At 73.5% G+C, this 26,746-nt stretch carries 18 protein-coding genes and 1 pseudogene; 13 read left to right on the top strand and 6 right to left on the bottom strand.

Going from position 1 to position 26,746, the window contains the following annotated elements; translation table 11 throughout:
- Window positions 1–4 precede the first annotated feature (4 nt).
- Window positions 5–2,059, bottom strand: a complete 2,055-nt coding sequence (locus ACN27G_RS08495) for a glycerophosphodiester phosphodiesterase family protein (RefSeq protein WP_421492218.1) — start codon at window positions 2,057–2,059, stop codon at window positions 5–7.
- Window positions 2,060–2,366: 307 nt separating this feature from the next.
- Between ACN27G_RS08495 and ACN27G_RS08490 the strand changes: the two genes are divergently transcribed.
- The 4 genes from ACN27G_RS08490 (at window position 2,367) to ACN27G_RS08475 (ending at window position 6,061) form a co-directional block, all read left to right on the top strand.
- Window positions 2,367–2,843: a hypothetical protein gene (locus ACN27G_RS08490; protein WP_421492217.1), complete on the top strand. Its 477-nt coding sequence runs from the start codon at window positions 2,367–2,369 to the stop codon at window positions 2,841–2,843.
- Window positions 2,836–4,302 carry a hypothetical protein gene (locus ACN27G_RS08485; protein WP_421492216.1) on the top strand — a complete coding sequence of 489 codons (1,467 nt, stop codon included), beginning with the start codon at window positions 2,836–2,838 and terminating at the stop codon, window positions 4,300–4,302. Before ACN27G_RS08490 ends, ACN27G_RS08485 begins: the two co-directional genes overlap by 8 nt.
- A gap of 92 nt (window positions 4,303–4,394) precedes the next feature.
- The gene (locus ACN27G_RS08480) at window positions 4,395–5,528 is read left to right on the top strand and encodes a S8 family serine peptidase (protein WP_421497277.1); all 1,134 of its coding nucleotides are present in this window, start codon (window positions 4,395–4,397) and stop codon (window positions 5,526–5,528) included.
- A gap of 71 nt (window positions 5,529–5,599) precedes the next feature.
- Window positions 5,600–6,061, top strand: coding sequence for a hypothetical protein (locus ACN27G_RS08475; protein WP_421497276.1), 462 nt, complete (start codon window positions 5,600–5,602; stop codon window positions 6,059–6,061).
- 57 nt (window positions 6,062–6,118) lie between these two features.
- Here ACN27G_RS08475 and pgm read toward each other — a convergent pair whose 3' ends face one another.
- From pgm to ACN27G_RS08460, 3 genes and pseudogenes are all read right to left on the bottom strand, one after another.
- The gene (gene pgm, locus ACN27G_RS08470; protein WP_421492215.1) at window positions 6,119–7,765 is read right to left on the bottom strand and encodes a phosphoglucomutase (alpha-D-glucose-1,6-bisphosphate-dependent); all 1,647 of its coding nucleotides are present in this window, start codon (window positions 7,763–7,765) and stop codon (window positions 6,119–6,121) included.
- Between the two features lie 102 nt (window positions 7,766–7,867).
- Window positions 7,868–9,103 (bottom strand): annotated as a pseudogene (gene glgC / locus ACN27G_RS08465) (glucose-1-phosphate adenylyltransferase); the annotation flags it as partial.
- A gap of 63 nt (window positions 9,104–9,166) precedes the next feature.
- Window positions 9,167–10,114 (bottom strand): LysR family transcriptional regulator ArgP, encoded by a 948-nt coding sequence (locus tag ACN27G_RS08460; protein ID WP_421492214.1) that lies wholly within the window; start codon window positions 10,112–10,114, stop codon window positions 9,167–9,169.
- Window positions 10,115–10,216: 102 nt separating this feature from the next.
- Here ACN27G_RS08460 and ACN27G_RS08455 point away from each other — a divergent pair, with 102 nt between their 5' ends.
- The 5 genes from ACN27G_RS08455 to ACN27G_RS08435 all read left to right on the top strand — a co-directional run bounded on the left by ACN27G_RS08455 (window position 10,217) and on the right by ACN27G_RS08435 (window position 16,954).
- The gene (locus tag ACN27G_RS08455; protein WP_421497275.1) at window positions 10,217–10,822 is read left to right on the top strand and encodes a LysE/ArgO family amino acid transporter; all 606 of its coding nucleotides are present in this window, start codon (window positions 10,217–10,219) and stop codon (window positions 10,820–10,822) included.
- Between the two features lie 84 nt (window positions 10,823–10,906).
- The gene (gene glgA / locus ACN27G_RS08450) at window positions 10,907–12,148 is read left to right on the top strand and encodes a glycogen synthase (protein ID WP_421492213.1); all 1,242 of its coding nucleotides are present in this window, start codon (window positions 10,907–10,909) and stop codon (window positions 12,146–12,148) included.
- A 90-nt stretch (window positions 12,149–12,238) separates the two neighbouring features.
- Window positions 12,239–14,272: an alpha-1,4-glucan--maltose-1-phosphate maltosyltransferase gene (locus ACN27G_RS08445; RefSeq protein ID WP_421492212.1), complete on the top strand. Its 2,034-nt coding sequence runs from the start codon at window positions 12,239–12,241 to the stop codon at window positions 14,270–14,272.
- Entirely contained in the window at window positions 14,260–16,368 is a 2,109-nt protein-coding gene (glgB, locus tag ACN27G_RS08440; protein ID WP_421492211.1) for a 1,4-alpha-glucan branching protein GlgB, read from the top strand. The genes ACN27G_RS08445 and glgB overlap by 13 nt, the downstream gene beginning before the upstream one ends.
- A 151-nt stretch (window positions 16,369–16,519) precedes the next feature.
- On the top strand, window positions 16,520–16,954 hold the full coding sequence (locus tag ACN27G_RS08435; RefSeq protein ID WP_421492210.1) for a hypothetical protein: 435 nt from the start codon (window positions 16,520–16,522) through the stop codon (window positions 16,952–16,954).
- Between the two features lie 55 nt (window positions 16,955–17,009).
- Here ACN27G_RS08435 and ACN27G_RS08430 read toward each other — a convergent pair whose 3' ends face one another.
- On the bottom strand, window positions 17,010–18,239 hold the full coding sequence (locus tag ACN27G_RS08430; RefSeq protein ID WP_421492209.1) for an MFS transporter: 1,230 nt from the start codon (window positions 18,237–18,239) through the stop codon (window positions 17,010–17,012).
- Window positions 18,240–18,420: 181 nt separating this feature from the next.
- Between ACN27G_RS08430 and ACN27G_RS08425 the strand changes: the two genes are divergently transcribed.
- Entirely contained in the window at window positions 18,421–19,416 is a 996-nt protein-coding gene (locus tag ACN27G_RS08425) for a helix-turn-helix domain-containing protein (protein ID WP_421492208.1), read from the top strand.
- A 79-nt stretch (window positions 19,417–19,495) separates the two neighbouring features.
- On the opposite strand, the gene ACN27G_RS08420 is transcribed toward ACN27G_RS08425, so the two are convergent.
- Window positions 19,496–23,272 (bottom strand): S8 family serine peptidase, encoded by a 3,777-nt coding sequence (locus ACN27G_RS08420; protein ID WP_421492207.1) that lies wholly within the window; start codon window positions 23,270–23,272, stop codon window positions 19,496–19,498.
- Between the two features lie 272 nt (window positions 23,273–23,544).
- On the opposite strand from ACN27G_RS08420, the gene ACN27G_RS08415 reads away from it, so the two are divergent.
- From ACN27G_RS08415 to ACN27G_RS08405, 3 genes are all read left to right on the top strand, one after another.
- Window positions 23,545–24,090 carry a hypothetical protein gene (locus ACN27G_RS08415; protein WP_421492206.1) on the top strand — a complete coding sequence of 182 codons (546 nt, stop codon included), beginning with the start codon at window positions 23,545–23,547 and terminating at the stop codon, window positions 24,088–24,090.
- 151 nt (window positions 24,091–24,241) lie between these two features.
- On the top strand, window positions 24,242–25,003 hold the full coding sequence (locus ACN27G_RS08410; RefSeq protein WP_421492205.1) for a cyclase family protein: 762 nt from the start codon (window positions 24,242–24,244) through the stop codon (window positions 25,001–25,003).
- On the top strand, window positions 25,003–26,712 hold the full coding sequence (locus ACN27G_RS08405) for a thiamine pyrophosphate-binding protein (RefSeq protein WP_421492204.1): 1,710 nt from the start codon (window positions 25,003–25,005) through the stop codon (window positions 26,710–26,712). Before ACN27G_RS08410 ends, ACN27G_RS08405 begins: the two co-directional genes overlap by 1 nt.
- Window positions 26,713–26,746 lie beyond the last annotated feature (34 nt).

The raw sequence follows: 26,746 nt of genomic DNA, 5'->3' as shown, positions 1-26,746 counted from the left end.
GGAATCAGCGCAGGCCGTTGCGGATCGCCACCGCCACCAGCCGCTCCGGGTAGTCGGTGATGATGCCGTCCACCCCCAGGTCGATCACCCGCTGCATGATCTCCGGGTCGTCGACGGTGTAGGGAACGACCTTCAGGCCGTGCCGCCGTTGCAGGTCGGCCACCTTCGGGCCGTGGAAGTAGGCCGGATCCTGCCGCAGGTACCAGTCGGCCGACGGCACCGTGCCCTGCTCCGGGTCGTGCACCTGCCAGTTGGCGGAGACCGTACCGGCCCCGGCGGCCCGGACCAGCCTGCCCAGGTCCCGGTAGCGCCACCAGTCCAGCCCCGCCGTCCACGGGCTCTTCACCGACGGGTCGCCGTAGACCGCCCGCAGCGAGCACTCGTCGGCGAGGCTGGCGCACTCGGTCGGGCCGTACTGCCAGACCAGGGCGACGGTCTCGATCCGCCGGTTGAGGTCGCGGGCGAAGGTGATGGTCCGCCAGTCGAACGACTGGATCGTGACCCGGTCGACGAAGCGGGCCCGCTCGATCGCCCGGACCAGCTTCGCGGTGAAGCTGCGGTACGGCTCGGTGTCGGCCACCAGCGGGCTGATCTTGGTCTCGATGTTCAGCCGCACGTCATGCCGGCCGCTCCGCCTGACCAGGTCGAAGACCTCGTCCAGGGTCGGGATCCGGGCACCCGGCACCGCCACCTGCTCCGGCAGCTCCGGCAGGGTCTTCGAGCCGCAGTCGAGGGTGCGGATCTGCTTCAGCGTCAGGTCGTGCACGCGCTTGCCGACGTACGGGAACTCCCGGTCGCCGGGCCAGGCCGGACGGGTGTCCACGCAGTGGCTGCCGTTGACGGTCCGGTCGTGCGAGACCACCAGGTGCCCGTCGGCGGTCACCCCGGTGTCCAGCTCCAGGGTGGAGATCGCCGGGTTGGCCAGGGCGTTGGCAAAGGCCGGCAGGGTGTTCTCCGGCCGGGTCGCCCGGCCGCCCCGGTGCGCCTGGATGTCGAAGGGCGCGGCGTGCCCCTTCGGCAGCCTGTAGCCGCGCTGGGCGAGCAGCGTCCGCAGCCGGTCCGGGTAGTCGGTGATGATGCCGTCGACGCCGTCGTCGATCAGCTTCGCCATCGTCGGTACGTCGTCGATGGTCCACGGCACGACCTTGATCCCGTTGCGGTGCGCGTGCGCGACCATCTGCTTCGTCACGTACGGCTGGTAGCCCGGGTCGCCGATGGTGCCGTTCTGCGGGAAGCCGTGCACCGGGGAGAAGGCGCTGGCGCCGAAGGTCCTGATCGCCCTGATCGGGTCGCCGCCGAAGTCGTCGATGTCGATACCGCCGAGCCAGGGCGAGGCGCCCGGCTGCCCGGTCTGCAGGAAGTCGTAGTTGGTGAGCGCGATCAGCGGCAGCCGGGGCTCGACCTGGCGCATCCGCATCAGGGCGCCCCAGTCGAAGCTCTGGATGGTGACCTGCTTGAGCAGCCCGGCCGCCCGGACCTCGGCCGCGGTGAGCTGCACGAACTGCTCGCGGGGTGCGGTCTCGGTCGGCGCGCCGGCCTCCACCTTGGTCTCCACGTTGAGCTTCACGTCGTCCGCGCCGTAGCGCTTGACGAGCGCGAAGACCTCGCGCAGCAGCGGCATCCGGGCGCCGGGGACGGCGAGCTGACCCGGCTTGTCGGCAAGGGTCTGCGAGCCGCAGTCGAGGGTACGCACCTGGGCCAGGGTCAACGTGTTGACGTATTTGCCGACGTAGGGGAACTCGGGGTCGCCCGGGGTGGCCGGAGCGGTGTCCGCGCACTTGGTGCCGCTGACCCGCCGGTCGTGCGTGACGACGAGCTGCCGGTCCTCGGTGACCTGCACGTCCAGCTCGAGGGTGGTGACCCCGAGCTGGAGCGCGTTGCCGAAGGAGGCGAGGGAGTTCTCCACCCGCAGGCCGAGCCCGCCCCGGTGAGCCTGGATGTCGAAGCTCCGCCCGTGCTCCGGTCGGTGGCGCTCGCCGGCCTGGACGCCGGTCGGCATCACGGCCAGTACGGCCGCCGTCACCAGCAGCGCGCCGAGTAGTTGGCGCCGTCGGGACATGGGATATCACCTGTTTCAATCTGTGCCGCGGCTGCCCGGTCGGCCGGGTCTCCGCTGCGCTGTCGAGGTCGGCCGGGTCGGGCCCGGCGATCGGGGCACAGCATCACCGCAGCTGGCGGCCGGTAGGCGTGCGTCGGGCGACATCGGCGTGAACCGGGGTCGACGGCCGCCAGCGGATCGGACGAACCGGCCGGGCCGGCCTGCTGTCCGCTTCGCGACCGTGACCGACCAATTGGACAACGACGCATTGTCGCCATCGAACTACAATGAGCCGCGACCATTTTCTGCACCAACCGCGGGGGTTGCGATGAGTTCGGTTGGTCCATCGATCGGCGCGGCGACCGGCGCCGCGATCAGTGCGGCAGTCGGTGCCGTCATCGGCCAGATCAGCGTCGAGATCGACGGTCTGGCGAGCGCGGCGGCGGCAATGCGCGAGGAGCTCAAAGAGGGTTACCGCACCCAGGTGCCACCGGTGCACGACGCCATGCGGCAGGGCGCCACCATCGGCGACCGGCTGGAGGGCGACGACTGGCTGCACCTGCAGGACCGCTACGACGACTGCATCCAGAAGAGCCTGGTGGCACTGGTCAACCTGGACAAGGGGACCCAGGCGGTGGCGCAGGCGGCGGAGCAGATCGCCGCCAACTACGGCGGCTCCGACGCGTTCGCACACGCGACGGTGAGCGACGTGCACGAGGTCCTGCCGCCGACCGAGCAGACCGGGCCGCAGCCCGGCGCCGGTCCCGCCCCGGCCGGATCGACGGGAGCCGCCGACAATGGCTGATGCCTACATCCCGCACCTCTGGCGGCTGGTCGAGGCGGCGCAGCAGAGGCTGCGGCCCAGCCGGGAGCAGGTCGCGGCCTGGGAGCGGGTGTCGAGCATGCTGGGCGGCCACGCCAGCAGGTTGCAGGACTGCCGTAACCAGCTCGCCACGCTCTGGCCGCCGGAGCAGAACGCGGCCTCGGCGGCGTACATGGTCGAGCTCGACCGGCTGATCGAGGCGAGCCGGCAGACGTCGACCGCCGCCCAGAACAACGCCACGCACATCGGGCATGTGGCCGACGCGATCGAGCAGGCACGCACCAAGCTGGAGCCGATCTACAAGGAGTACCTGGAGAACCAGCGGAAGCTGGCCGACTACCAGCGGCAGGTCGAGCTGGCCGGTGACGTCGGCGGGGCGGTGGGCGGAGCCGCCGGGTCGCGCTTCGGCCTGACCGCCCTGGGTCAGAAGGCCGGAGACCTCCTCGGCGAGGGCACGATGACGCTGCTCACCGATCCGCCGGTGAGCGACGCCCAGCAGGCGGCGCTGGTCGCCCGGGCCCGCGCAGTGCAGGTGGAGATGGACGGCGCTGCGCGGGACGGTGGCGGCCGGATCCAGCCACCACCGGAATACGTTCCTCCGGCGGTCAACAGGGGCGACGACGCACGGGAGTTCGACGACGACTCGGAGGGGACGGTCCGGCCGCCCGTCGTCAACCCGCCGCCGCGCCGCCGCGCCGAGGCGGAGGGCTCCGGGCCCGGCTACATCGAGGGAACGCCACCACCGCAGACGCAGACCGAGCTGCCTCCGGAGCAGGTCGACCCACCCAGCTATCCCGGGGGTGACGGCCCGAGCCTGACCGGCGTCGCCCCGCCGGTCCCCGGGCCACCCCCGCCGGTGGCTCCGGTTCCGCCCGGCGCTCCGGTCGTCGCGCCGGCACCGGTCCCACCTGTCGTCCCGCCGACCATCGGCGTGCCGTCCGGCCTGGGCGGCGTACCGGGCCCGGGACCCGGCGTCGGACCGCGCGGCGGCACCGGCGTTCCAGGGAAGGTCGGCCCGCTCGGTACCGGCCCGACCGGTGCGCCGCCGGGCGGCGTGATCGGCGCCCGGCCCGGCGGAGGCGGCGGCGCGCCACCCGGTGCCGTCGGCGCATCCCGCTCGGGCGGCCCACCTCGCGGAGTCAATCCGGTCGGCGGCGTCATCGGGACGCAGGGTGGCCGGCCCGGCGGGGCCGGTGGGACCGGTGCCGGCCCGGCCGGCGCCAGGGCGGTTACCCGCCGTGGCGGTGCCGGAGGCGGAGCCGCCGGCACCGGTGCGCCCGGCGGTGCTCGTGGCCGGCGTGACCCGGACGAGCCGGAGCAGCGCCGCTGGGACCCCGACAACCCCTGGGAGGTCGAGCAGGGCGTCGCCCCCGAGATCGAGCCGAACCGGGACGTCGACCGGCACGAGCCCGGCAGTGGAATTCTCGGGAAGGACCGGTGAGGACGGCGCCCGGTCTCCGCACACGGCTGCCGCGCTGGGGCGCGGCGGCCGTGTGCGGTCTGCTCGCGGTACCGCTCGGCGCCCCCGCCGCAATGGCGGACGCGGCGCGGGACCGGCAATGGCATCTGCGGACGCTCGCCGTCGCGCAGGCGCATCGGCTGAGCCAGGGTGCCGGGGTCGTGGTGGCGGTGATCGACACCGGGGTGCGGGCGGACCACAGGGATCTGACCGGCAACGTCCTGCCCGGCGCCGACGTGACCGGCGCGGACACCGACGGAGGGCAGGACACCGACGGGCACGGCACCGCGATGGCGGGCCTGATCGCGGGGCACGGGCACGGGTCCGGCAACGCGGACGGCGTGCTCGGGATCGCCCCCAAGGCCAGGATCCTGCCGGTACGAAGCTCGCGGACCAAGGTCGGTGCCGGCGACGACCTGCCGCTCGCGGTCCGGGAGGCGGTGCGTCGCAAGCCGGGGGTACTGTCACTGTCGCTCTCCGCCGGTGGCAGCGACAGCCTGGAGCAGGCCGTTCGGGAGGCCCTGGCCGCCGACATCGTTGTCGTCGCCGCCGCCGGAAACCGCCCGGACGACGGGTTCGTCGGCTACCCGGCGGCCTACCCCGGAGTGCTCGCCGTCGGCGCCACCGGGCGGGACGGGACGCTCGCCCCGATCAGCGTGACCGGCGACGCCGTCGGGCTCGTCGCGCCCGGGGTGGACATCGCCTCCACCAGCCGGACCGGGGCGTACCAGTCGAGCAACGGAACGAGCAATTCCACGGCGATCGTGGCCGGGGCGGCTGCACTGGTCCGGGCGAAGTACCCGGATCTCTCCGCGGCCGAGGTGGTGCACCGGCTCACCGCGACCGCGACCGACCGCGGCACCCGGGGCCGCGACCCCCAGTACGGCTACGGCGCGCTCAACCTCGTCAGGGCGTTGACCGCCGACGTCGAGCCGGCCGGGGCGCAGCCCGGCCCGGACGCCGATCCGACTCCCACCGCGGACGCCACCTCACCGGCCGTGGCCGCTCCCCCACCCGGCGGCGGGCCGGCCGAGCTGCGGCTCAGCCCGGTCGCCTACGCCATCGGCGGGCTCTGCCTGCTGGTGGTGCTTGCCGGTGCCGGCGTACTCGGTTGGTTGCTGGTCCGGGCCCGGCGCCGGCGGCAGGAGAAGGGGGCACTGTCCGGCTATCCGGCGTCCCGGGGACACCCGCCGGGCGGCTACCAGTGAGGCCGGCGACGATCCAGGTCGGGCCGGAGCTGGCCCCGCCCGCAGGTCGGCGTGGGCGTACCGTGCTGGGGATGGGGCAGGGCGGGTCCGGAGACTGGGCGGAGCAACGGCGGCAGGCGATCGCCGCGCGGGCGACGGCCGACCAGCGCCGCCGGGACGCGGAGCGCGAGGAGGCCCGGCTGCTCGTCGAGTCGTTCGCGGTCACCGCCCGGGCGCGGGGGCTGCGGCAGACCGGGCTGACGGCGCTCGCCTACAACGGCCGTACCCGATACCGCACCCGCCTCACCGGCTGGTATCTCGACCTGGCCCGGCTGCACGCGGTGGACGCCGCCGGCAACTTCTATCTGCTGACCGTCCCGACCAGCCTGCGTGCCCGGTTGACCGGGGTGACGCTCCGGCCGCAGCCGGCGAAGCTGGTCGTCGGCGAGGGCGGCCCGGACGGCCAGTCGATCCCGCTCGCCACGCTGCTGCGCAAGCGGCTCGACGCCGGTGACCGGTGGCCCGGGGACGAACCGGGGGCGCGGCCCGGCTGACCGCACCCCTCCCCCGCCGGGCCCGCCGGACGCGGGCCCGCTTCCCGGGTACGCCGGTCAGGCCGCCTTCAGGACGTCGGTGATCAGCGCCTGCGCCTCCTCCTGGAGCCGGCGGAGGTGCTCCGGTCCCCGGAAGGACTCGGCGTAGATCTTGTAGACGTCCTCGGTGCCGGAGGGGCGGGCGGCGAACCAGCCGGATGCGGTGCTGACCTTCAGCCCGCCGATCGCCGCGCCGTTGCCGGGCGCCTCGGTCAGGGTGGCGGTGATCGGCTCCCCGGCCAGCTCGGTCGCGCCGACCTGCTCCGGGGAGAGGCGCCCGAGCACGGCCTTCTGCTCCCGGTCGGCCGGCGCGTCGATGCGGGCGTACGCCGGCTCGCCGAACCTGCCCACCAGCTCGGCGTAGTGCTCGCTCGGGCTCCGGCCGGTCACCGCGATGATCTCGGCGGCGAGCAGGCAGAGCAGGATGCCGTCCTTGTCGGTGGTCCAGGTGCTGCCGTCGCGGGCCAGGAACGACGCCCCGGCGCTCTCCTCGCCACCGAAGCCGATCGAGCCGTCCAGCAGCCCCGGCACGAACCACTTGAAGCCGACCGGCACCTCCAGCAACGTCCGGCCCAGGTCGGAGGCGACCCGGTCGATCATCGAGGAGGAGACCAGGGTCTTGCCGACCGCCGCCCCGGCCGGCCAGTCCGGCCGGTTGCCGAAGAGGTAGGAGATCGCCACCGCGAGGTAGTGGTTGGGGTTCATCAGGCCGCCGTCCGGGGTGACGATGCCGTGCCGGTCGGCGTCGGCGTCGTTGCCGGTGGCGACCTGGTAGTCGGCGCGCCGGGCGATCAGCGAGGCCATCGCGTGCGGGGAGGAGCAGTCCATCCGGATCCTGCCGTCCCCGTCCAGGGTCATGAACCGCCAGGTCGGGTCGACAAGCGGGTTCACCACGGTCAGGTCGAGGCCGTGCCGGTCGGCGATCTCGCCCCAGTAGGCGACGCTCGCCCCGCCCATCGGGTCGGCACCGATCCGCACCCCGGCCTCGCGTACCGCCGCCAGGTCCAGCGCCGACGGGAGGTCGTCGACGTAGCGGGCGAGGAAGTCGTACCGGCCGGTGGTGTCGGCGGTGCGGGCGCGGGCGTACGGGATGCGCCTGACCTCGCGCAGGCCGCTGGCGAGCAGCGCGTTCGCCCGGTCCTGGATCCACTTGGTCGCGTCGGTGTCGGCCGGGCCGCCGTTCGTCGGGTTGTACTTGAAGCCGCCGTCCGGCGGCGGGTTGTGCGACGGGGTGATCACGATCCCGTCGGCGAGCCCGTCGGCGCGCCCGGCGTTGTGCCGGAGGATGGCGTGCGAGAGCGCCGGGGTCGGGGTGTAGCCGTCCCGGCTGTCGACAAGCACCGTCACCTCGTTGGCGGCCAGCACCTCCAGGGCGCTGACCTCGGCCGGCGCGGAGAGCGCGTGCGTGTCGCGGGCCAGGAAGAGCGGCCCGTCGACGCCGTGCTCCCGCCGGTAGTCGCAGGTCGCCTGGGTGATCGCCAGGATGTGGTCCTCGTTGAAGGCGCCCCGCAGGCTCGACCCCCGGTGCCCGGAGGTGCCGAAGGAGACCTGCTGCGCCGGGTCGGCCGGATCCGGGTGCTCGGCGTAGTACGCGGTGACGAGCCGCGGCACGTCCACCAGGTCCTCGGGCTGGGCGGGCTGGCCGGCGCGGGCGTGGACCGACATGGGGCCTCCTTCGGGCGCGGTGCGGGGCACGGGGACCGGGGGCGCCCGGCCGCCGTGCGGACGGCCGGTGCCGCCGGATCCTCGCGGGTGGTCGTCGACGGGTCAGGGATCGATGCGCTGTCCCTTGCCGAGGACCACGATGCCACGGTCGGTGACCGTGTAGCGTTCGCGGTCCCGTTCCAGGTCGACGCCGATCTCCACGCCCTCCGGCACCACCACGTTCTTGTCGAGGATGGCGTTGCGGACGACGGCGTGCCGCCCGACCTCCACCCCCTCCATCACCACCGAGCCTTGCACGTGGGCCCAGGAGTGCACCCGGACATTCGGCGACACGACGGAGTTCTCCACCAGCGCGCCGGAGATCACCACGCCCGGGGAGATCATCGAGTCGACCGCCCGGCCGACCCGCTCCTCCAGGTCGTGCACGAACTTCGCGGGCGGCCACGGCGGGTGGTCGGTGTAGATCGGCCACTCGTAGTTGTAGAGGTTGAAGACCGGGTGGACGGCGATCAGGTCCATGTGCGCGTCGTAGAACGAGTCCAGCGTCCCCACGTCCCGCCAGTACGCCCGGTCCCGCTCGGTGCTGCCCGGCACCTCGTTGTCCCGGAAGTCGTAGACGTTCGCCTCGCCCCGCTCGACCATCATCGGGATGATGCTGCCGCCCATGTCGTGCTTGCTGGCCTTGTCCGCCGCGTCGGTCTCGACCGCCTCGCAGAGCAGCTTGGTGGTGAAGATGTAGTTGCCCATCGACGCGTAGATCTCGTCGGGCGCGTCCGGCAGCCCCTTCGCGTCCGTCGGCTTCTCCCGGAATGCCTGGATCCGCCGGCCGTCCCCGGCCACCTCGATCACGCCGAACTGGTCGGCGGAGGTGAGCGGCTGCCGGATGCCGGCGACCGTCACCCCGGCCCCGGAGGCGATGTGGTCGTCCAGCATCTGCCGGGGGTCCATCCGGTAGATGTGGTCGGCGCCGAAGACGATGACGTAGTCCGGCTGCTCGTCGTTGATCAGGTTGAAGCTCTGGTAGATCGCGTCCGCCGAGCCGGCGAACCACCACGGACCGCGCCGCTGCTGCGCCGGCACCGGGGTCACGTAGTTGCCGAGCAGGTTCGACATCCGCCAGGTCTTGGTGACGTGCCGGTCGAGGGAATGCGACTTGTACTGCGTCAGCACCACGATCTTGAGGAACCCGGCATTGGCCAGGTTGGACAGCACAAAATCGATCATGCGGTACATGCCACCGAACGGCACGGCCGGCTTGGCCCGGTCGGCTGTCAGGGGCATCAGTCGCTTGCCCTCTCCTCCGGCCAGGACGATCGCGAGGACTTTGGCTGACATGTTCCGACGGTAACGGAGCCGGCAGCCCGCCGCACAGGGCTCGTCGGCTTCGTCCCACCAAGATCTTTAACCGCCCGTTTCACCCGACTTCCGCTGGCCGGGTCCTTCCGACCCGGGCTGGTCGAGGCTCCCGGCCGCGGCGGCGGCCACGCAGTCGGCCAGTACGCCGAGGAGCCGGGAGTCGAGCCGCCACTGCTGCCAGTAGAGCGGCACCTCGACCACCACCTCCGGATCGATCGGCACCAGGGTGCCGGCCGGATACCGGACGCGCTGCTGCTCCGGGACCATCCCCCAGCCGATCCCCAGCCGGATCGCCTCCGGGAAGTCCCCGGAGGAGGGGACGTAGTGGCGCGGCGGGTCCCAGGCCCGGCGCGCCCGCCGCCGCAGATAGCGCTCCTGGAGGTCGTCCCGCCGGTCGAAGACCAGCATCGGCGCCCGGGACAGGCCCTCGACCGTCGGACCCTCCGGCAGCCAGGTCCGGAGGAATTCCGGGCTGGCCATCGGCCGGTAGCGCATCCGGCCGAGCGGACGTACGGCGCAGCCCTGCACGGGCCGGGAGTCGGAGGTGACGGCGGCCATCGCCGTACCCTGCCGGAGCAGTTCGACGGAGTGGTCCTGGTCCTCGCGGTAGACGTCGACACAGATCCGCTCCCGCGCCGCCGCCAGGGCCGGCAGCACCCAGGTGTTCAGCGAGTCGCCGTTGACCACGATCGGGATCCGGCTGAACTCCACCGGGTCCGCCGCCGGATCGGCCGAGTCCTGCCCCAGCTCCCGGAACGCGTCGGTGGCGAGCAGCGTGACCTGCCGGGCCAGCCGGAGCACGACCCGGCCCGACGGCGTCGGCCGGGCCGGCTTGGCGCGCTCGACCAGCACCCGGCCGACGGTGCTCTCCAGGGCCTTCATCCGCTGGCTGACCGCCGACGGGGTGACGTGCAGCCGCCGGGCCGCCGCCTCGAACGACCCGTGGTCCACCACGGCGGCAAAGGTGCGGAGCTGCTCGAAGTGGAGGTCCATGTTAAGAGATCCTAATGATCCGTCAGAAAGATTAGCTGGAGTGATCCGGACGGCTTTCCTATGGTCGGGCCCGTGACCCTCGCCTCCGCCGGCACCGCCGACCTGGTCCCCGTCCTCGTCACCGGCTTCGGCGTCGGCCTGTCGCTGATCGTGGCGATCGGCGCCCAGAACGCGTACGTGCTCCGCCAGGGCGTACGCGCCCAGCACGTGCTGCCGGTGGTGGCGGTCTGCGCCGCCTCCGACGCGGTGCTGATCCTGGCCGGCATCACCGGGGTCGGCGCGGTGGTCGAACGCGCCCCGGTGGCGCTCAGCGTGCTCCGGTGGGCCGGTGCCGCCTTCCTGATCGGCTACGGCCTGCTGGCGGCCCGCCGGGTCTTCGGCACCCGGAGCCTGCACGCCACCGGCACCGGCACCGGCACGCTGCGCGGCGCCGTGCTCACCGTGCTGGCGTTGACCTGGCTGAACCCGCACGTCTACCTGGACACCGTCCTGCTGCTCGGCTCGATCGCCAACACCCACGGCCGGTCCGGGCGCTGGTCGTTCGGCGCCGGAGCCGTGCTCGCCAGCGTCGTCTGGTTCGCCGCGCTCGGCTACGGCGCCCGGCTACTCGGCCGCGCCTTCGCCCGGCCGGCCGCCTGGCGCCTCCTCGACGCCCTGATCGCCGCCACCATGCTCGCCATCGGCGTCAGCCTGATCGTGGCCGGTTGAGCCACACCCCCGCGCACGGTGGCCACGGCATGCGGTGGGCACGTTGCCGGGCGGGGCGCGGCGGGCTGCACTAGGGTGCCGGCTGTGACTGATTCCGCACCCGAGGACCGGCGGATCCGGGTCGACCTGCTGACCCGGGAGTACCCGCCCGAGGTGTACGGCGGGGCCGGGGTGCACGTCGAATACCTCGCCCGGGAACTGCGCTCCCGGGCCGACACCCGGGTGCACTGCTTCGGGGCACCGCGCCAGCCGCCGCACGACGGGCCGGGCGTCACCGCGTACCCGGATCCGGCCGAGCTGGCGCACGCGAACGCCGCGCTGCGGACCATGGGGGTGGACCTGGCGATGGCGGCCGGCACCGCCGGCACCGACCTGGTGCACAGCCACACCTGGTACGCCAACCTCGCCGGCCACGTCGGCAAGCTGCTGCACGGGGTGCCGCACGTGGTGACCGTGCACAGCCTGGAGCCGCTGCGGCCGTGGAAGGCCGAGCAGCTCGGCGGCGGCTACGCGCTCTCCTCCTGGTGCGAGCGGACCGCGCTGGAGGCCGCCGACGCGGTGATCGCGGTCTCCGCCGGGATGATGCGGGACCTGCTCGCCGCCTATCCGTCCGTCTCGCCGGAGCGGGTCCGGGTGGTACACAACGGCATCGACACACATCAGTACTCCCCCGACCCCGGCACCGACGTGCTGGAGCGGCTCGGCGTCGACCCGACCCGGCCCAGCGTGACGTACGTCGGCCGGATCACCCGGCAGAAGGGGCTGCCGTACCTGCTCCGGGCCGCCCGCACGCTCCCGCCGGAGGCGCAGCTCGTGCTCCTGGCCGGCGCACCCGACACGGCGGAGATCGCCGCCGAGGTGGAAGAGCTGGTCGCCGAGCTGCGGGCCGCCCGGGAGGGCGTGGTCTGGGTCGCCGAGATGCTGCCCAAGCCCGAGGTGATCCAGATCCTCACCCACAGCACCGTCTTCGTCTGCCCGTCGGTCTACGAGCCGATGGGGATCGTCAACCTGGAGGCGATGGCCTGCGAGACGGCGGTGGTCGCGACCGCCACCGGCGGCATCCCCGAGGTGGTTGCGGACGGCTCGACCGGGCTGCTCGTGCCGATCGCCCAGGCCAGCGACGGCACCGGCACCCCGCTGGACCCCGACCGCTTCGTGGCGGACCTCGCCGCCGCGATCACCGACCTGCTGGACGACCCGAAACGCGCCGTCGAGTTCGGCCGGGCCGGCCGCCGCCGGGCGGTCGAGCACTTCTCCTGGGACGCCATCGCCGACCGCACCATGACGGTCTACCGCGAGGCACTCGCCGCGCGCGTAGCCGGTTAGGAGGGGGCCCTTCTACAACAGAAAACGATAAGCGGGGGCCCTTCCTTACCCGCCGGGCGGAGGTCGATCATTCACAGTAGGTTGGGCAGGGTGAGTGGACGGATCCCGATCGAGGACGTGACGCCGTCCGTGGCGGGTGGTCGGTACCCGGCCAAGGCGGTGGTCGGCGAAGTGGTGCCGGTGAGCGCGCGGTCGTACCGGGAGGGGCATGCGGCGATGGGCTGCCAGGTCGCCTGGCAGGGCCCGGACGGCGTGCCCCGGCCGGTGGTCCGGATGCGGCCCGGCCCGCACGTCGACGACCGGTGGCACGCCGCCGTCCGGCCCGACGCGGTGGGCGAGTGGAGCTTCACCGTGCAGGCGTTCGACGACCCCTACCTGACCTGGCGGAATGCGGTGGTCAAGAAGGTGGACGCCGGGCAGGGGGCGGCGGAGCTCGCCAACGACCTGGCCGAGGGCGCCGAGCTGCTGGACCGGGCCGCCGGGGGCGTACCGGCGGGGCAGCGGGAGCGGGTGCGGGAGGCCGCCGCCGCGCTGCGGGACGGCGACCGGCGGCTGGCGGAGCGGATCTCGCCCGCGCTGGGCCTGGCCGAGCTGCTCTGGGAGCATCCGGTCCGCGAGTTGCTGACCGACGCCCCGGCCGCCGGGACGATCTGGGTGGACCGGCCGAGAGCGCTCTTCTCCGCCTGGTACGAGTTCTTTCCGCGCTCGGAGGGTGCGGTGCTGGCCCGCGACGGGGAGCCGGCCCGGTCCGGGACCTTCCGCACCGCCGCGCAGCGGCTGCCCGGCGTCGCCGCGATGGGCTTCGACGTGCTCTACCTGCCGCCGATCCACCCGATCGGCCGGGTCAACCGGAAGGGCCGGAACAACACCCTGGTCGCCGAGGCGGACGACGTCGGCTCGCCGTGGGCGATCGGCGCCGCCGAGGGCGGGCACGACGCCATCCACCCCGACCTGGGCACGCTTGAGGACTTCCGGGCCTTCGTCGCCGCCGCCCGGCAGGTCGGCATCGAGGTGGCGATGGACCTGGCGCTCCAGGCCGCGCCGGACCATCCGTGGGTACGCGAGCATCCGGAGTGGTTCACCACCCGGGCCGACGGGTCGATCGCGTACGCCGAGAACCCGCCGAAGAAATACGAGGACATCTACCCGATCAACTTCGACAACGACCCGGAGGGGATCCGGGCCGAGGTGCTGCGGATCGTGCGGCACTGGGTGGCGCAGGGCGTCCGGATCTTCCGGGTGGACAACCCGCACACCAAGCCGTTCGACTTCTGGCACTGGCTGATCTGGGAGGTCAAGCGGCACGACCCGGACGTGCTCTTCCTCGCCGAGGCGTTCACCCGGCCGGCGGTGATGCACGGGCTGGGCAGGATCGGGTTCACCCAGTCCTACACCTACTTCGCCTGGCGGACCAGCCCGGCCGAGCTGCGGGAGTACTGCGCCGAGCTGGTCGCCGCCACCGACCACATGCGACCGAACTTCTGGCCGAACACCCCGGACATCCTGCCGGAGCACCTCCAGCACTGCGGGCCGCCGATGTTCAAGATCCGGGCGGTGCTGGCCAGCCTCCTCTCCCCCTCCTGGGGGATCTACGCCGGCTACGAACTCTTCGAGCACGTCGCCCGGCCCGGCGCCGAGGAATACCTCGACAACGAGAAGTTCGAGCTGCGCCCCCGGGACTGGGCGGCGGCCGAGGCGGAGGGGCGGTCGCTGGCCCCGTTCCTCGCCCGGCTCAATGCGGTCCGGCGGGCGAATCCGGCCCTGCACTGGCTGCGCAACCTGGTCTTTCACGAGATCGACAACCCGGCGCTGCTCTGCTGGTCGAAGCGGGACCCGGCCAGCGGCAACACCGTGCTGGTGGTCTGCTCGGTCGACCCGGCGCAGGTGCAGTGGGGCAACACCGTGCTGGACATGCCGGCGCTCGGCTTCGACTGGCACGAGCGCTTCGGCGTGCACGACGAGCTGACCGGCGCCCGGTACGACTGGGGGCAGCACAACGCCGTCCGGCTCGACCCCTATCTCGTCCCCGCACACGTCTTCACCGTGCACCGCTACGGCGGCCACATCGAAACCGACAGCACTGCCGGCATCGGCGGACCGGAAGGCGTGGGATGGACGAGCTGATCAGCGGTACGGCGTACGACCCGCACGCGCTGCTCGGCGCGCACCCGGAGGGCGACCGGACGGTGATCCGTACGCTGCGCCGGGGCGCCGGCACAGTGGAGCTGCTGGTCGGCGACGAGCGCCGGCCGATGCGTCGGGTGCACGACGAGGGGGTCTTCGAGGCGACGCTCCCCGGCACGGTGCTGGACTACCGGGTGGTGGTCGACGGTGGCGAGCCGCGCGACGACCCGTACCGGCATCCGCCGACCGTCGGCGAGCTCGACCTGCACCTGATCGCGGAGGGCCGGCACGAGCGGCTCTGGACGGCGCTCGGCGCCCGGCCCGCCCCCGGTGGCGGGGTCTCGTTCGCGGTCTGGGCGCCGAGCGCCCGCAGCGTTCGGGTGGTCGGTGACTTCACCGGCTGGGGCGCGCACGAGGGCTGGCCGATGCGCTCGCTCGGGCGCAGCGGGATCTGGGAGATCCACGTGCCGGAGGCGGCACCCGGGCAGCGCTACAAATACCGGATCCTCTCCCGGGACGGGCAGTGGCGGGACAAGGCGGATCCGCTGGCCCGGCGCACCGAGGTGCCGCCGGCCACCGCCTCGGTGGTGCACGAGTCCCGCTACGAGTGGTCCGACGCCGACTGGCTGGCCCGGCGGGCGCGGCGGCAGGCACACCAGGAGCCGATCAGCGTCTACGAGGTGCACCTCGGTTCGTGGCGGCCGGGGCTCTCCTACCGGGAGCTGGCCGACCAGCTCACCGCGTACGTCGTCGACATGGGTTTCACACACGTCGAGTTCCTGCCGGTGATGGAGCACCCGTTCGGCGGCTCCTGGGGCTACCAGGTGACCGGCTACTACGCCCCGACCGCGCGCTTCGGTGACCCGGACGACTTCCGCCACCTGGTGGACCGGCTGCACGCCGCCGGGATCGGGGTGCTGCTGGACTGGGTTCCGGCGCACTTTCCCCGGGACGACTGGGCGCTGGCCCGGTTCGACGGCACCCCGCTCTACGAGCACCCCGACCCGCGCCGCGGCGAGCACCCCGACTGGGGCACGTACGTCTTCGACTACGGCCGTCCCGAGGTCCGCAACTTCCTGGTGGCGAACGCGCTCTACTGGTGCGACGAGTTCCATGTGGACGGTCTGCGGGTGGACGCCGTCGCCTCGATGCTCTATCTCGACTATTCCCGCGACGACGGCGGGTGGCTGCCGAACCAGCACGGCGGGCGGGAGAACCTGGAGGCGATCGCGCTGCTCCAGGAGGTCAACGCGACCGTCTACCGGGAGCATCCCGGCGTGCTGATGGTGGCCGAGGAGTCGACCGCCTGGCCGGGGGTGACCCGTTCCACCGACTCCGGCGGGCTGGGCTTCGGCTTCAAGTGGAACATGGGCTGGATGCACGACACCCTGACCTACGTCGGCAAGGATCCGATCTACCGCCAGCACCACCACAACGACCTGACCTTCTCCCTGGTGTACGCCTGGAGCGAGAACTACGTGCTGCCGATCAGCCACGACGAGGTGGTGCACGGCAAGGGGTCGCTGCTCGGCAAGATGCCCGGCGACCAGTGGCGGAAGCTCGCCGGGGTACGCGCGCTGCTGGCGTACATGTGGGCGCATCCGGGCAAGCAACTGCTCTTCATGGGCAGCGAGCTCGGCGACGACCAGGAGTGGAGCGAGACCCGGGGGCTGGACTGGCGGCTGCTCGACGATCCCGGCCGGGCCGGCCTGCAGCGGCTGCTCCGCGACCTGAACCGGAGCTACCGGGACGTGCCCGCGCTCTGGTCGCAGGACACCGCGCCGGCCGGCTTCCGGTGGATCGTCTCCGACGACTCGGCGAACAACACCGTCGCCTTCGTCCGGATCGCCACCGACGGCTCGCCGCTGGTCTGCGTGGCGAACTTCGCCGCGCTGCCGCACGAAGGCTACCGGATCGGGCTGCCGCTGGCCGGCCGCTGGACCGAGATCCTGAACACCGACGCGGACTGCTACGGCGGTTCCGGGGTGGGCAACCTCGGCGGGGTCACCGCCGAGGACCTGCCCTGGCACGGCCTGCCCGCCTCGGTCGCGCTGCGGGTGCCGCCGCTCGGCGTGCTCTGGCTACGCCCCGGCTGAGCCCACCGGGTGAGGAGTCGGAACAGCGCCCTGAAGCATTGTCGGCGGTACAACAGATATGTATGGCGGCAAGGTGGCTGACAATATCCGCGGGTGGATCGGATCGGCACAGAACTTGACACAGCAATGGGCCACGGGTTGACTTACGAATATGGGCGCCACCTCAGCAGAAGACCACGAGCTGTTCGCCCGATCAGATGTGGCTGACCACCAGACCGTTGTTCCGTGGTGGTATTACGCGACAACCGGCATAATCACAGGTGCCGCAGTCGTGGCAATTGCTCTTCTGCCGCAGCAGATCTCGGGCTTCTTCCTCGTTGCCGCAGCCCTACTTGTGGGAGCGACCAGCCGTGTGACCAGCCGCATCGTGGGGAGATCCTGGAAAACCCGTCTGCCTTTTCCGACCAGCGCCGCCGGCGTCGGTCATCTGGTGGCCCTGGCGGTCGTGGTGATCGGGTCCCTGATCGTTGCATGGATCGTGGTGCGTCCTGGCGGTCCTTCCTGGCTCGCCTGGATGCTCGCCGCTCTCGTGTTTGTGGTCACACTCAGCGGGAGATGGGCAGCGAAGACGGGACGTGCGGCATAGATCTGAGGGCACAGCATGCCCCGTGCCGTGGTCCGCGCCGGCCCCGCCGCAAGCCCTACCAGGGGTGCGGGGCGTCGCAGCGCGCCCCGGCGACCAGCACTCCCACCAGGGTCAGCCCGGCGAGGGCGGCGGCGGCCAGGAACACGCCACCCGGCGAGGTGACCGCCTCGACCGGTCCGAAGACCAGCGGCGCGACGAACTGGCTGGCAAAGGTGACCGTGCCGAGCAGCGCGGTGGCCTGGCCGCGCCGACCGGCCGGGGCCCGCTCGGCGAGCAGCACCGTCAGGGCGGGCACGGCCAGGCCCATGCCGGCGCCGAGGACGACCGGCGGCAGGACCAGCAGCAGGATCGGTGAGGTGCCGAGCGCCAGGACCACCAGCGCCGCCGTCCAGGCGGCGAAGGCGAAGACCAGCAGTCCCGAGCTGTGGTGCCGGCCGCGGAGCCGGGCGAAGCGGAGCCCGGTCAGGCTCATCACCAGGGAGAGGAGCGCGTTGAAGAGCGCTACCAGGAAGCTGTCCCGGACGCCGAGCTCCGCGAGACGCGCCGGCAGGAAGACCAGCACGCCGTAGAGCAGCGTGCCGCTGACCGCCTGCAGCCCGTAGATCCCGACCAGTGCGGGACGGCCGCGCAGCAGCGGTCCGGGCCGGACGGACCCGCCTCCCGGACCGGTGCCGGAGGGCCGGACCGGGTTCCTCGGCGGAAGCGTCCGGAGAACGGCCAGCCCGAGCGGGAGCCCGACGAGGTAGACGGCGAACGGTGCGTGCCAGGAGATCGTGCCCAGGGCGCCGCCGAGCAGTGGCCAGAGCACGCCGCCGAGGCTGATCGCGCTGGTGCGCCAGCCCATCATCCGGTCCCGGGCCGCGCCCTCGGCGAGGTCGAGCAGCCCGAGGGTGGTGCCGGTGAAGACGGCGGCGGCACCGATCCCGAAGACCAGGCGGCTGGCGACCAGCGCGACGTAGTCGTCGAGCACCAGGCCGGCACCGCCGGCCAGACCGTAGATGAGCAGTCCGGCGGCGAGCGGCCCGCGCACGCCCCACCGGTCCACCGCCCGGCCGACGGAGGGCCCGACGAGGGCCAGGGAGAGCCCGTGCGCGGTCACCACCAGCCCGGCGGCCCCCGGGCTGATGCCCAGGTCCGACCGGAGCAGCTCGACGACCGGCGTCAGCACCGCCCCGGCCAGCACGGTGAGGGTGGAGGCGGCGAGCAGGATCCGGAGTGGACCTCCCGCCGGGCGCGTCCGTGTCCCGGCGGCGCGGGGCCGGCCGCGTTCCGGGGTGGCGGTCATGCGGACAGGATCGGCGCTCAACCGTGGTCGAGGTCAACCACGGTTGCTCCGCGCCTCGTGATCCGTTGGCCCGGCGTACCAGGTCGCCGCCGGCCTCGACAGGCCGCGTCGCAGGGCGGACCGTAGATCATGATCTTATCTGTGCTCACCCGGTCTGCGACGAAAGTGCGGAGGAACGGGCATGTTCGACGACAGTGCGTTACTGCGGCCACAGGAGGAGCAGGCGTACCGGCTGCTGCTGCGCCTCTCCGCGGCCCGACCCGCCGATCTCGCCCGGCTCGCCGAGGTGTCGGTCGACGACGCCGCCGGCCTGCTGGAGGGTCTGCGGAGCAAAGGGCTGGTCACGGCGCGCCTCGGCCCGGACCCGGTCTTCGAGCCGCTGCCACCGGACGTCGCGCTGGGCAACACCCTGCTGCGCCGGCAGGAGTCGCTGGAGACCGCCCGGCAGGCGGTCGCCGCGCTGACCGAGGAATACCGGGCCAGCGCCCGGCGCCGCGACGCCGACCATCTGGTGGAGGTGGTGGTCGGCTCTTCCGCACTGCGCGAGCGGCTACGCGACCTGCAGGACTCGGCCCGCGAGGAGATCCTGTGGTTCTGCCGGGCCAACCCGCTGGCGATGTCCGGCACGGAGAACGCCGAGGAGTCCGGGGCGCTGGCCCGCGGGGTGCGCTACCGGGCGATCTACGAGCGGGCGCTGCTGGAAACCCCCGGCGAGTTGGAGAGCGTCGCGGAGGGCGTACGCGGCGGCGAGGAGGCCCGGACCCTGCCGGCGCTGCCGGTCCGGCTCGCCATCGCCGACCGGTCGACCGCGATCTGCCCGCTGCTGCCGGACGCCGAACGCGACGTCGGGGAGCCGACCGCCGCGCTGATCGGACGCAGTGAGTTGCTGGACGCGCTGCTGGCGCTCTTCGAGAGCCACTGGGACCGGGCCACCCCGCTGCGCTGGGACACCGAACGCGGTGGACTCTCGGAGACGGCGGCCGACGACGCCCTGGACGACGGGGAGCGGTTCCTGCTGTCGCTCTTCGTCGCCGGTTTCCCCGACAAGTCGATCGCGTCGCAGCTCGGCGTCAGCCGGCGGACCGTGCAGCGCCGGCTGGAACGGTTGATGGCGCTGGCGGGCGTGGACACCCGCACCGGGCTGGCGTTCCAGGCCGCCCGCCGGGGTTGGCTGTGACGCCCAGCCGGCACCTCGTCCGGCAGGGCGGGCGTCGGTCGGGCGGGACGGCGCGCGGCACCGTCCCGCCCGGATGCGCTCAGCGCAGGCCGTACGCCCGGATCACGGTCTGGGTGACCGCGTTGCCGGACCGGTCGGTGGCCCGGACCCGCAGCGACACCGTGCCCCTGCCGCCCGGGATGCCGGCCCGGTACGCGTTGCCGTGCCCGGTCACCCGGACCGGCCGCCAGTTCGCACCCTCGTCGAAGGAGACCTCGGCGGTCAGGCGGGTCCCCCGCGCGGCGGGATGGCCGTCCTGGTGCCGGACGGTCAGCCCGACGGTGTGCGGCCGCCCGCCCGCCCGGCCGGTCAGGTCCACCGGCGCCGCGTAGTCGACCTGCAACAGCGGCAGCGGCCGGGCCTCGTCACCGGGCTGGTGTCCGGAGCGGAACTGCCACACCGTCTCGGTACGGGTGCCCCAGACCCACTCCTCGCCACCGCGCTCGGTGGTCAGCGCCAGCCGGTAGCCGGCCTCCGGTCCGGTGGTGGCGACGTCCTGCCGGGCGTCGGAGAGCTCGGCCAGGAGCTTCCCGTCGCGCCACAGCCTGGCACCGGCCTGGAACGTCTCGCCGATCGTGTAGTGCCCCTCGGCGTCGACGAACTCCGGGACCCGCAACTCCAGGGTGTCCCCGGTGCGGGTGGAGACCAGCTCCGGTGTCCCACGCGGGGAGGCCGGGCGGACGACCGGGGCGAGCCAGGTCTCCCCGGACCTACGGGCACGGTAGCTGGTCGGCGGTTCGAGCATGCCGGTCGCCAGCGGGCCGAAGTCGTTCCACGGCCAGTCGTGGCTCACCCGGTGCTGCCAGACCGAGTCGCCGGAGGTGACCCACTCCTCGCGCTGCTCCGGTGTTGCCACGAACCGGGACGTGTCGTTCCATGCATAGGTCTGCCAGGGGCGCCATCCGAACCGCTGCTCCTTCGCCCAGGGGAATCCGCCGTTGTCGGCGTACCGGGTGGTGATCCGCGCCGAGTTGGCCGGCGTTACCCGGTAGACGACCCGGTCCGGGATCCGGTTCCGTTCCACGTGCTGCACGTCGTAGAGATAGGGGCTGGAGGTGGTGAGGGTGAGGTCCAGCGTGGCCCGGCCCCGGTGTGCCCGGGCGATGAGCCGCTGGCCGTCGTCGTGCGCCACCGCCAGCATCGGGATGGGTTCCCGGTCGCCGGTGGGTCGCCACACCGTCCACGCCGACCAGTCCGCCGGGCGCACCATCAGGGTGACGGCCGCACCGGCCTGCGCCGCCGCCGCGGTCACCTCGCTCTCGCTCGGCGCCTCCTCCCCGGCCGGATCGTTGCCGGACTCGATCAGGACCGCCGCGCCGCGCACCCCGGCCCTGGCGAGCTCGGCCGGGGTGCCCCGACCGGCGTGGACGAGCCGGAACCGCCGGGTGCCGTCGTAGGCCGGCGACTGCCCGGTCAGGTTGACGTCGAGCGGGCCGGCAACCCCGGGAACCTCGGCGCGCACCATCGGCGCGACGAGTTGCCAGCGGGAGGAGAACTCGTACGCCCCACCCGTCGGCTTCCGGGTCGGGGTGACGTTGACCTGTTGCACGGTGCTGAAGTGCATGGTGCCGTGGCTGATCGTCCGGCCGGTGCCGGTCACCCGGTGCACGTAGTAGCTCAGCACCGCCTGCTGCTCGGCCGGCTTCGGCGTCTCGATCCGGATCGGCGTGCCCCGGCGGGCGTCCAGCAGCACCTCGACGTCCCGGTCCACCCGCAGCTCGGGATCGGTGACCAGGGTCGCCTGCTCGTCGAGGACGCCGCCGTCCTCGATCAGCGCGTGCAGCAGGTACGCGCCCTCGGCCACCTCGATGCGCCTCGTCTCCCCCGCCCAGAGGAAGGTGAGGTTGTCCCAGCGGCTGCTGTCACCCATCAGCGCCAGCACCGGCACCGTGACCGGTCGGCCGTCCCGGCCCACCGCCCGGAAGGTGACCGTGTGCCGGGGACCGTCCAGGGCGATCCCCACCGCCGTGGTGGTCCGCACGCCGCCCGGGGCGGTCGCGGTGATCCAGCCGCCGAAGACTCCCGGATCCAGCTTGTTCAGGTCGATGGTGACCGGTACCTCCACCGATCCGCCGGCCGGTACGGTGACCGGGCCGGTGCCGGCGGTGACCGCGTCGGTCGCCGTCGCCCCGGTGGCGACATTCTCCAGCTCGACGCCGAGGGTGAGGGTGACCGCCGCCGACCCGTCGTTGGTGAAGGTCAGCACCTCGCCGACCGGCGCCGCCCTGCCGGCGGGCGCGGCGGGGTCGGTGTGCAGGCCGAAGTCGAGCTGACCGCTGGCCCGGACCGGCTGCCCGACCGCGCGGGCCACGTCCACCCGCCCGGTGCCCTGCGCGAAGACCGAGAGCTCCGGGTTGCTCCGGGCGGTGCTGACCAGCGCGTCCTTCAGCCGTGCCGCCGTCCAGCCCGGGTGCGCCTGGGCCAGCAGCGCGGCGGCACCGGCCACGTGCGGGGTCGCCATCGAGGTGCCGGAGGCGGCGGTGTAGTGGTCGTCGACCGGCCGGCCCATGGTGGTCCCGGTGGCGCGGGCGGCGACGATGCCCACGCCCGGGGCGGTGATCTCCGGCTTCAGCCCTTCGTCGCCGAGCCGCGGACCCCGGCTGGAGAAGTCGGCCAGCGACTCGTCCCGGTCCACCGCGCCGACGGTCAGCGCCGAGGGGGCCGCCCCGGGCGTGCCGACGCTGTAGTCCGCGCCCTCGTTGCCGGCGGCGACCACGAAGAGGGTGCCGGTATCGGCGGTGATCCGGTCGACCGCCTCGCTGAGCGGGTCGGTGCCGTCGGTCGGCCCGCCGCCGAGGCTCATGTTGACCACCGCCGCACCCTGCTCGGCCGCCCACTCCATCCCGGCGATGATCCACGAGTCGTAGCCGCTGCCCTGGTCGTCGAGCACCTTGCCGGCGAGCAGGGCGGCGCCGGGGGCGACACCTCGGCGGATACCGCCGGAGGCGGCGCCGGTGCCGGCGACGGTCGCCGCCACGTGGGTGCCGTGTCCATGGTGGTCGGTGGTCTCCGGGCTGCCGGTGAAGTTCCGGGCCAGCGCCACCTTGCCGACCAGGTCCGGGTGACTCTGGTCGACGCCGGTGTCCAGCACCGCGACCTTCACCCCGGTGCCGTCGAGGCCCGCCTGCCAGGCGGCCGGGGCACCGATCTGGGCGACGCTGCGGTCCAGCACCGGACGGACCCGGCCGTCCAGCCAGATCCGGCTGATCCCGCCGCCGAGCGCAGCGGCCGCACCGGTGCGGGCCGCACCGGGCGCACCCGCCGGGCCGACCGTCCGCCAGAAGTCGGCCAGCGAGTCCTTGCCGGCCGCGAGCGCGGCGCCGCCGATGCTGGTCAGGGGCCGGGTGGCGGTCGTACCGGCCGGGGTGCGGGCCGTGGCGGCGGCGGCCGGGTGGCGGTAGCGGACGATGAGCGGCAGGCTGGTCGCGCCGCTGTCCGCGTACCCGTCGGCGATCAGCCCCTCGACGTCGAAGAGGTCGGCGTCGAGGGTGCCGGCGGAGACGTACGGCACGACGTCGCTGGGCAGGACCCGCAGCCCGCCGTCCACCTCGACGGTGTGGAAGGTGATCCGTTCGCGTCCGGCCGCCGGGCGGACCGCGGCCGCGTACCGGCCGGCACCGGCCGGCGACACCTCGACGACATCGCCGGTGATCAGGGTGACCCGCGCGGCGGCCGCGGATCCCCCGGCGACGGCCGGCGGCCCGGTCGGCGGCGGTACGGCCGTGGGCGGCGCGGCCGCCGCCGGTGGCGGCCCGACGGCGGCGAACGCGAGCACGGCCACCAGACCGGCGGCGGTACGGCGCAACGGAGACGACATGGCACCAGCTCCCTCGGCTTCCCCAGGACGCCGTCGACGGCGACAGTCGGAAGTCTGTGGCCGGACCATCTCGCTGGTCACCACCCCTGCCGTGCCGCAGAGGCGACATGACGCCAAGTGGACATCCGGCCGCCGCCGCGGCGATCCCCGGCGGCCACCGCGCCGACGACCCGACCGGCTATCCGACGTCGGCCGCCCCTGGAGTTGTCAGATAGACGTGCGACAATGTCTTTCGACACCCACCACCCCGCCCGTCCGATCGGAGTGAAGCCATGCCTCGACCGATCCGCCGCTCGGCGGTCGTCCTCGCCACCGCGCTGCTCGCCCTCGGCACCGTCCTCTCCGCCCCCGCCGGGGCCGCCGTGGCAGACCGCACCGATCTCGCACCGCAGCAGTTCGCACCGCAGCAGGTCGCACCGCAACGGTTCGCCGCCGACAGCGGCGACAGCTGTCGCTACGGCGTCAGCGAAGGGACCCTCGATTGGTTCCCGGTCACCGCGCCTCCCGGGCTCGGCTCGGTGAGCGTCACCGGCACCGTCGCCGACCGCCCGTACGAGCGTGACCCCGGCCCGGTCTGCGACGACGACGGCCTCTACAGCCACGTCACCTTCTACGCCTACGGCAACGGCCGGCTGATCGCGCGGGCGGTGGAGAAGGTGGACAACGACATCCTGAAGTTCACCTTCCGGCTGGCCCCGAGCACGCCGTCGATCGGCGTCGACACCCTCGTCGTGCAGGTCTGCCGCGATTCGCTGACCGGGGCCCGGCCGACCGGCTACTGCGGGGTGCCCCAGGTCTACTCGTCGTACTGGAACTGACCGTCGTACCGGAGCTGACCGCGTACCACCCCGTCCCACCACCGCGCCGGTCCGGCCGTCCCGCCCGAGGTGGGTCCGCCGGACCGGGCGGGCAGTTCCGCCGACCCGATCGCGTGGTCCCCGACGCGGGAAACTCCGGTAGGTTCCCGGCATGACCGTGCTGCGAGATCTCGTTGCCGCGCTCGCCACCGGCCGGGTCGAGGTCGTCGACCTCACCGCCCCGCTCTCGGCGCAGACGCCGATCCTGACCCTGCCCGAGCCGTTCGGCCAGACCGCGCCCTTCGGGCTGGCCGAGATCAGCCGGTACGACGAGCGCGGTCCGGCCTGGTACTGGAACAACTTCACCACCGGCGAGCACACCGGCACCCACTTCGACGCGCCGGTGCACTGGGTGAGCGGGCAGCACGGCGACGACGTGTCGCAGGTGCCGGCGCGCCGGCTCGTCGCCCCGGCGGTGGTGCTCGACCACGCCGCCGAGGCCGCCGCCGACCCCGACTTCCTGCTGGAAATCGAACACGTCCGGGCCTGGGAGGCCACGCACGGCCCACTGCCGGCCGGCGGCTGGCTGCTCTACCGGACCGGCTGGGACGTGTACGGGGACGACGCGCAGCACTACGCCAACGCCGGCCGTACCCCCGGCATCTCCCCCGCCTGCGCGAAGTGGCTCGCCGAGGAGTCCCCGATCCAGGGCGTCGGCGTCGAGACGGTCGGCACCGACGCGGGCGGCGCGCACTCGTTCGACCCGCCCTTCCCCTGCCACTCCTTTCTGCTCGGCGCCGACAGATACGGCCTCACCCAGCTCCGCAACCTGGCGCAGCTTCCGCCGACCGGTGCGGTGGTGATCGCCGGCCCGCTGCCGATCGTGCGAGGCTCCGGCAGCCCGTGCCGGGTCCTCGCCCTCGTCGAGCGGTGATGGCGGACGTCGCGGTGGGCGTGCACGCGGGCGTCCCGGGGATGAGGGCCGCCGAGGTCGTCGGCCGGGTGCTCGCGGCGTGCGGGGTGCGACACGTCTTCGGGGTGGTCGGCAGCGGCAACTTCCACGCCACCAACGCGCTCGTTGCCTCGGGGGCCCGGTTCGTGGCCGCCGCGCACGAGGGCGGCGCGGCGAGCATGGCGGACGGGTACGCCCGCACCTCCGGCTCGGTCGGGGTGCTCTCGGTGCACCAGGGACCGGGGGTGACCAACGCGCTGACCGGGATCGTCGAGGCGGCGAAGAGCCGTACCCCGATGCTGGTGCTGGCGCCGGAGGCCACCGCGCCCCGGTCCAACTTCTTCATCGACCTGCCGCACGCCGCGACCGCGCTCGGCGTCGACTACCGACCCGTACGCCCGGAGCACGTCGCGGCGGACGTCGCGCACGCCTACCGGACGGCGGCCCTGGGCCGGACCGTGGTGCTGGGGCTGCCACTGGACGTCCAGGCCCGCGAGGTGCCGGCCTGGACCGGCCCGCACGCGCCCCGGCCGCCCCTCACCGAGCCGGTCCGCGCCGACGAGCCGGCTCCCGCCGGGCCGACCCCCGACGTCAGGCCGCTGGTCGAGGCGCTGCGCACGGCCCACCGCCCGGTCTTCGTCGCCGGCCGCGGCGCCCGGGCGGCCCGGGAGCCGCTGACCCGGCTCGCCGACGGGTGCGCCGCGCTGCTGGCGGTCTCGGCCGCCGCCAGGGGCCTCTTCGCCGGCCACCCGTGGTATCTCGACGTCTGCGGCGGGTTCGCCACCCCGCTCGCCGCCGAACTCGTCGGCGAAGCCGACCTGGTCGTCGCCTGGGGCAGCTCGCTGAACATGTGGACGACCCGGCACGGCAGGCTGATCTCCCCGTCGGCGACGGTGGTGGCCGTCGACGACCTGCCGGCCGGGGCCGAACTGAACCCCCGGGTGGACCGGCACGTCAGCGGGGACGTCGCCACCGTCGCCCGGCAGGCCCTGCGCCGGCTGGAGCGGGAGCCGGGCGCGGCCCGGCCGGTCGGCACGCAGCGCACCCCGGAGCTGCGGCGACGGATCGTCGAGCAGGGACGCTGGCGGGACGTCGCCTATCCGGACGCGGGCGGCGGCGGCCGGATCGATCCGCGTACGCTGAGCATCGCCCTGGACGACCTGCTGCCGGCCGAGCGGACCGTGGTGGTCGACTCCGGCAACTTCATGGGCTACCCGTCGATGTTCCTCTCCGTGCCCGACGTGGCCGGATTCTGCTTCACCCAGGCGTTCCAGTCGGTCGGACTGGGGCTGGCCAGCGCGCTCGGCGCCGCCGTTGCCCGGCCGGACCGGCTCACCGTGGCGGCGCTCGGCGACGGCGGTTTCCTGATGTCGGCGGCCGAACTCGTCACCGCCGCCCGGCTCGGCCTGCCGCTGCTCGTGGTGGTCTACGACGACGCGGCGTACGGCGCCGAGGTGCACCACTTCGGACCGGACGGCCATCCGCTGGACCTGGTCCGGTTCCCCGACACCGACCTCGGCGCGATCGCCCGGGGCTACGGCTGCGCCGCGCTGACCGTACGCGGCGTCGACGATCTGGCGCCGCTGCGGGACTGGCTCACCGGGCCGAAGGATCGGCCGCTGGTGCTCGACGCCAAGATCACCGATGACGGCGGCTCGTGGTGGCTGGCGGAGGCGTTCCGCGGGCACTGAGCGCCCGATGGCGCACCTTCTCAACATCGTCTGA

Origin of the sequence: Plantactinospora sp. WMMB334 (genome assembly GCF_049179095.1) — a bacterium.
Classification (GTDB): Bacteria; Actinomycetota; Actinomycetes; order Mycobacteriales; family Micromonosporaceae; genus Plantactinospora.
This window is presented reverse-complemented; position numbering and strand designations above follow the sequence as displayed.

Excerpts from the sequence above, each read along its gene's own strand:
- ACN27G_RS08495 (WP_421492218.1), bottom strand. The coding sequence starts at position 2,059 with ATGTCCCGACGGCGCCAACTACTCGGCGCGCTGCTGGTGACGGCGGCC.
- ACN27G_RS08490 (WP_421492217.1), top strand. The coding sequence starts at position 2,367 with ATGAGTTCGGTTGGTCCATCGATCGGCGCGGCGACCGGCGCCGCGATC.
- ACN27G_RS08485 (WP_421492216.1), top strand. The coding sequence starts at position 2,836 with ATGGCTGATGCCTACATCCCGCACCTCTGGCGGCTGGTCGAGGCGGCG.
- ACN27G_RS08480 (WP_421497277.1), top strand. The coding sequence starts at position 4,395 with ATGGCGGACGCGGCGCGGGACCGGCAATGGCATCTGCGGACGCTCGCC.
- ACN27G_RS08475 (WP_421497276.1), top strand. The coding sequence starts at position 5,600 with ATGGGGCAGGGCGGGTCCGGAGACTGGGCGGAGCAACGGCGGCAGGCG.
- pgm (WP_421492215.1), bottom strand. The coding sequence starts at position 7,765 with ATGTCGGTCCACGCCCGCGCCGGCCAGCCCGCCCAGCCCGAGGACCTG.
- ACN27G_RS08460 (WP_421492214.1), bottom strand. The coding sequence starts at position 10,114 with ATGGACCTCCACTTCGAGCAGCTCCGCACCTTTGCCGCCGTGGTGGAC.
- glgB (WP_421492211.1), top strand. The coding sequence starts at position 14,260 with ATGGACGAGCTGATCAGCGGTACGGCGTACGACCCGCACGCGCTGCTC.
- ACN27G_RS08435 (WP_421492210.1), top strand. The coding sequence starts at position 16,520 with ATGGGCGCCACCTCAGCAGAAGACCACGAGCTGTTCGCCCGATCAGAT.
- ACN27G_RS08430 (WP_421492209.1), bottom strand. The coding sequence starts at position 18,239 with ATGACCGCCACCCCGGAACGCGGCCGGCCCCGCGCCGCCGGGACACGG.
- ACN27G_RS08425 (WP_421492208.1), top strand. The coding sequence starts at position 18,421 with ATGTTCGACGACAGTGCGTTACTGCGGCCACAGGAGGAGCAGGCGTAC.
- ACN27G_RS08420 (WP_421492207.1), bottom strand. The coding sequence starts at position 23,272 with ATGTCGTCTCCGTTGCGCCGTACCGCCGCCGGTCTGGTGGCCGTGCTC.
- ACN27G_RS08415 (WP_421492206.1), top strand. The coding sequence starts at position 23,545 with ATGCCTCGACCGATCCGCCGCTCGGCGGTCGTCCTCGCCACCGCGCTG.
- ACN27G_RS08410 (WP_421492205.1), top strand. The coding sequence starts at position 24,242 with ATGACCGTGCTGCGAGATCTCGTTGCCGCGCTCGCCACCGGCCGGGTC.
- ACN27G_RS08405 (WP_421492204.1), top strand. The coding sequence starts at position 25,003 with ATGGCGGACGTCGCGGTGGGCGTGCACGCGGGCGTCCCGGGGATGAGG.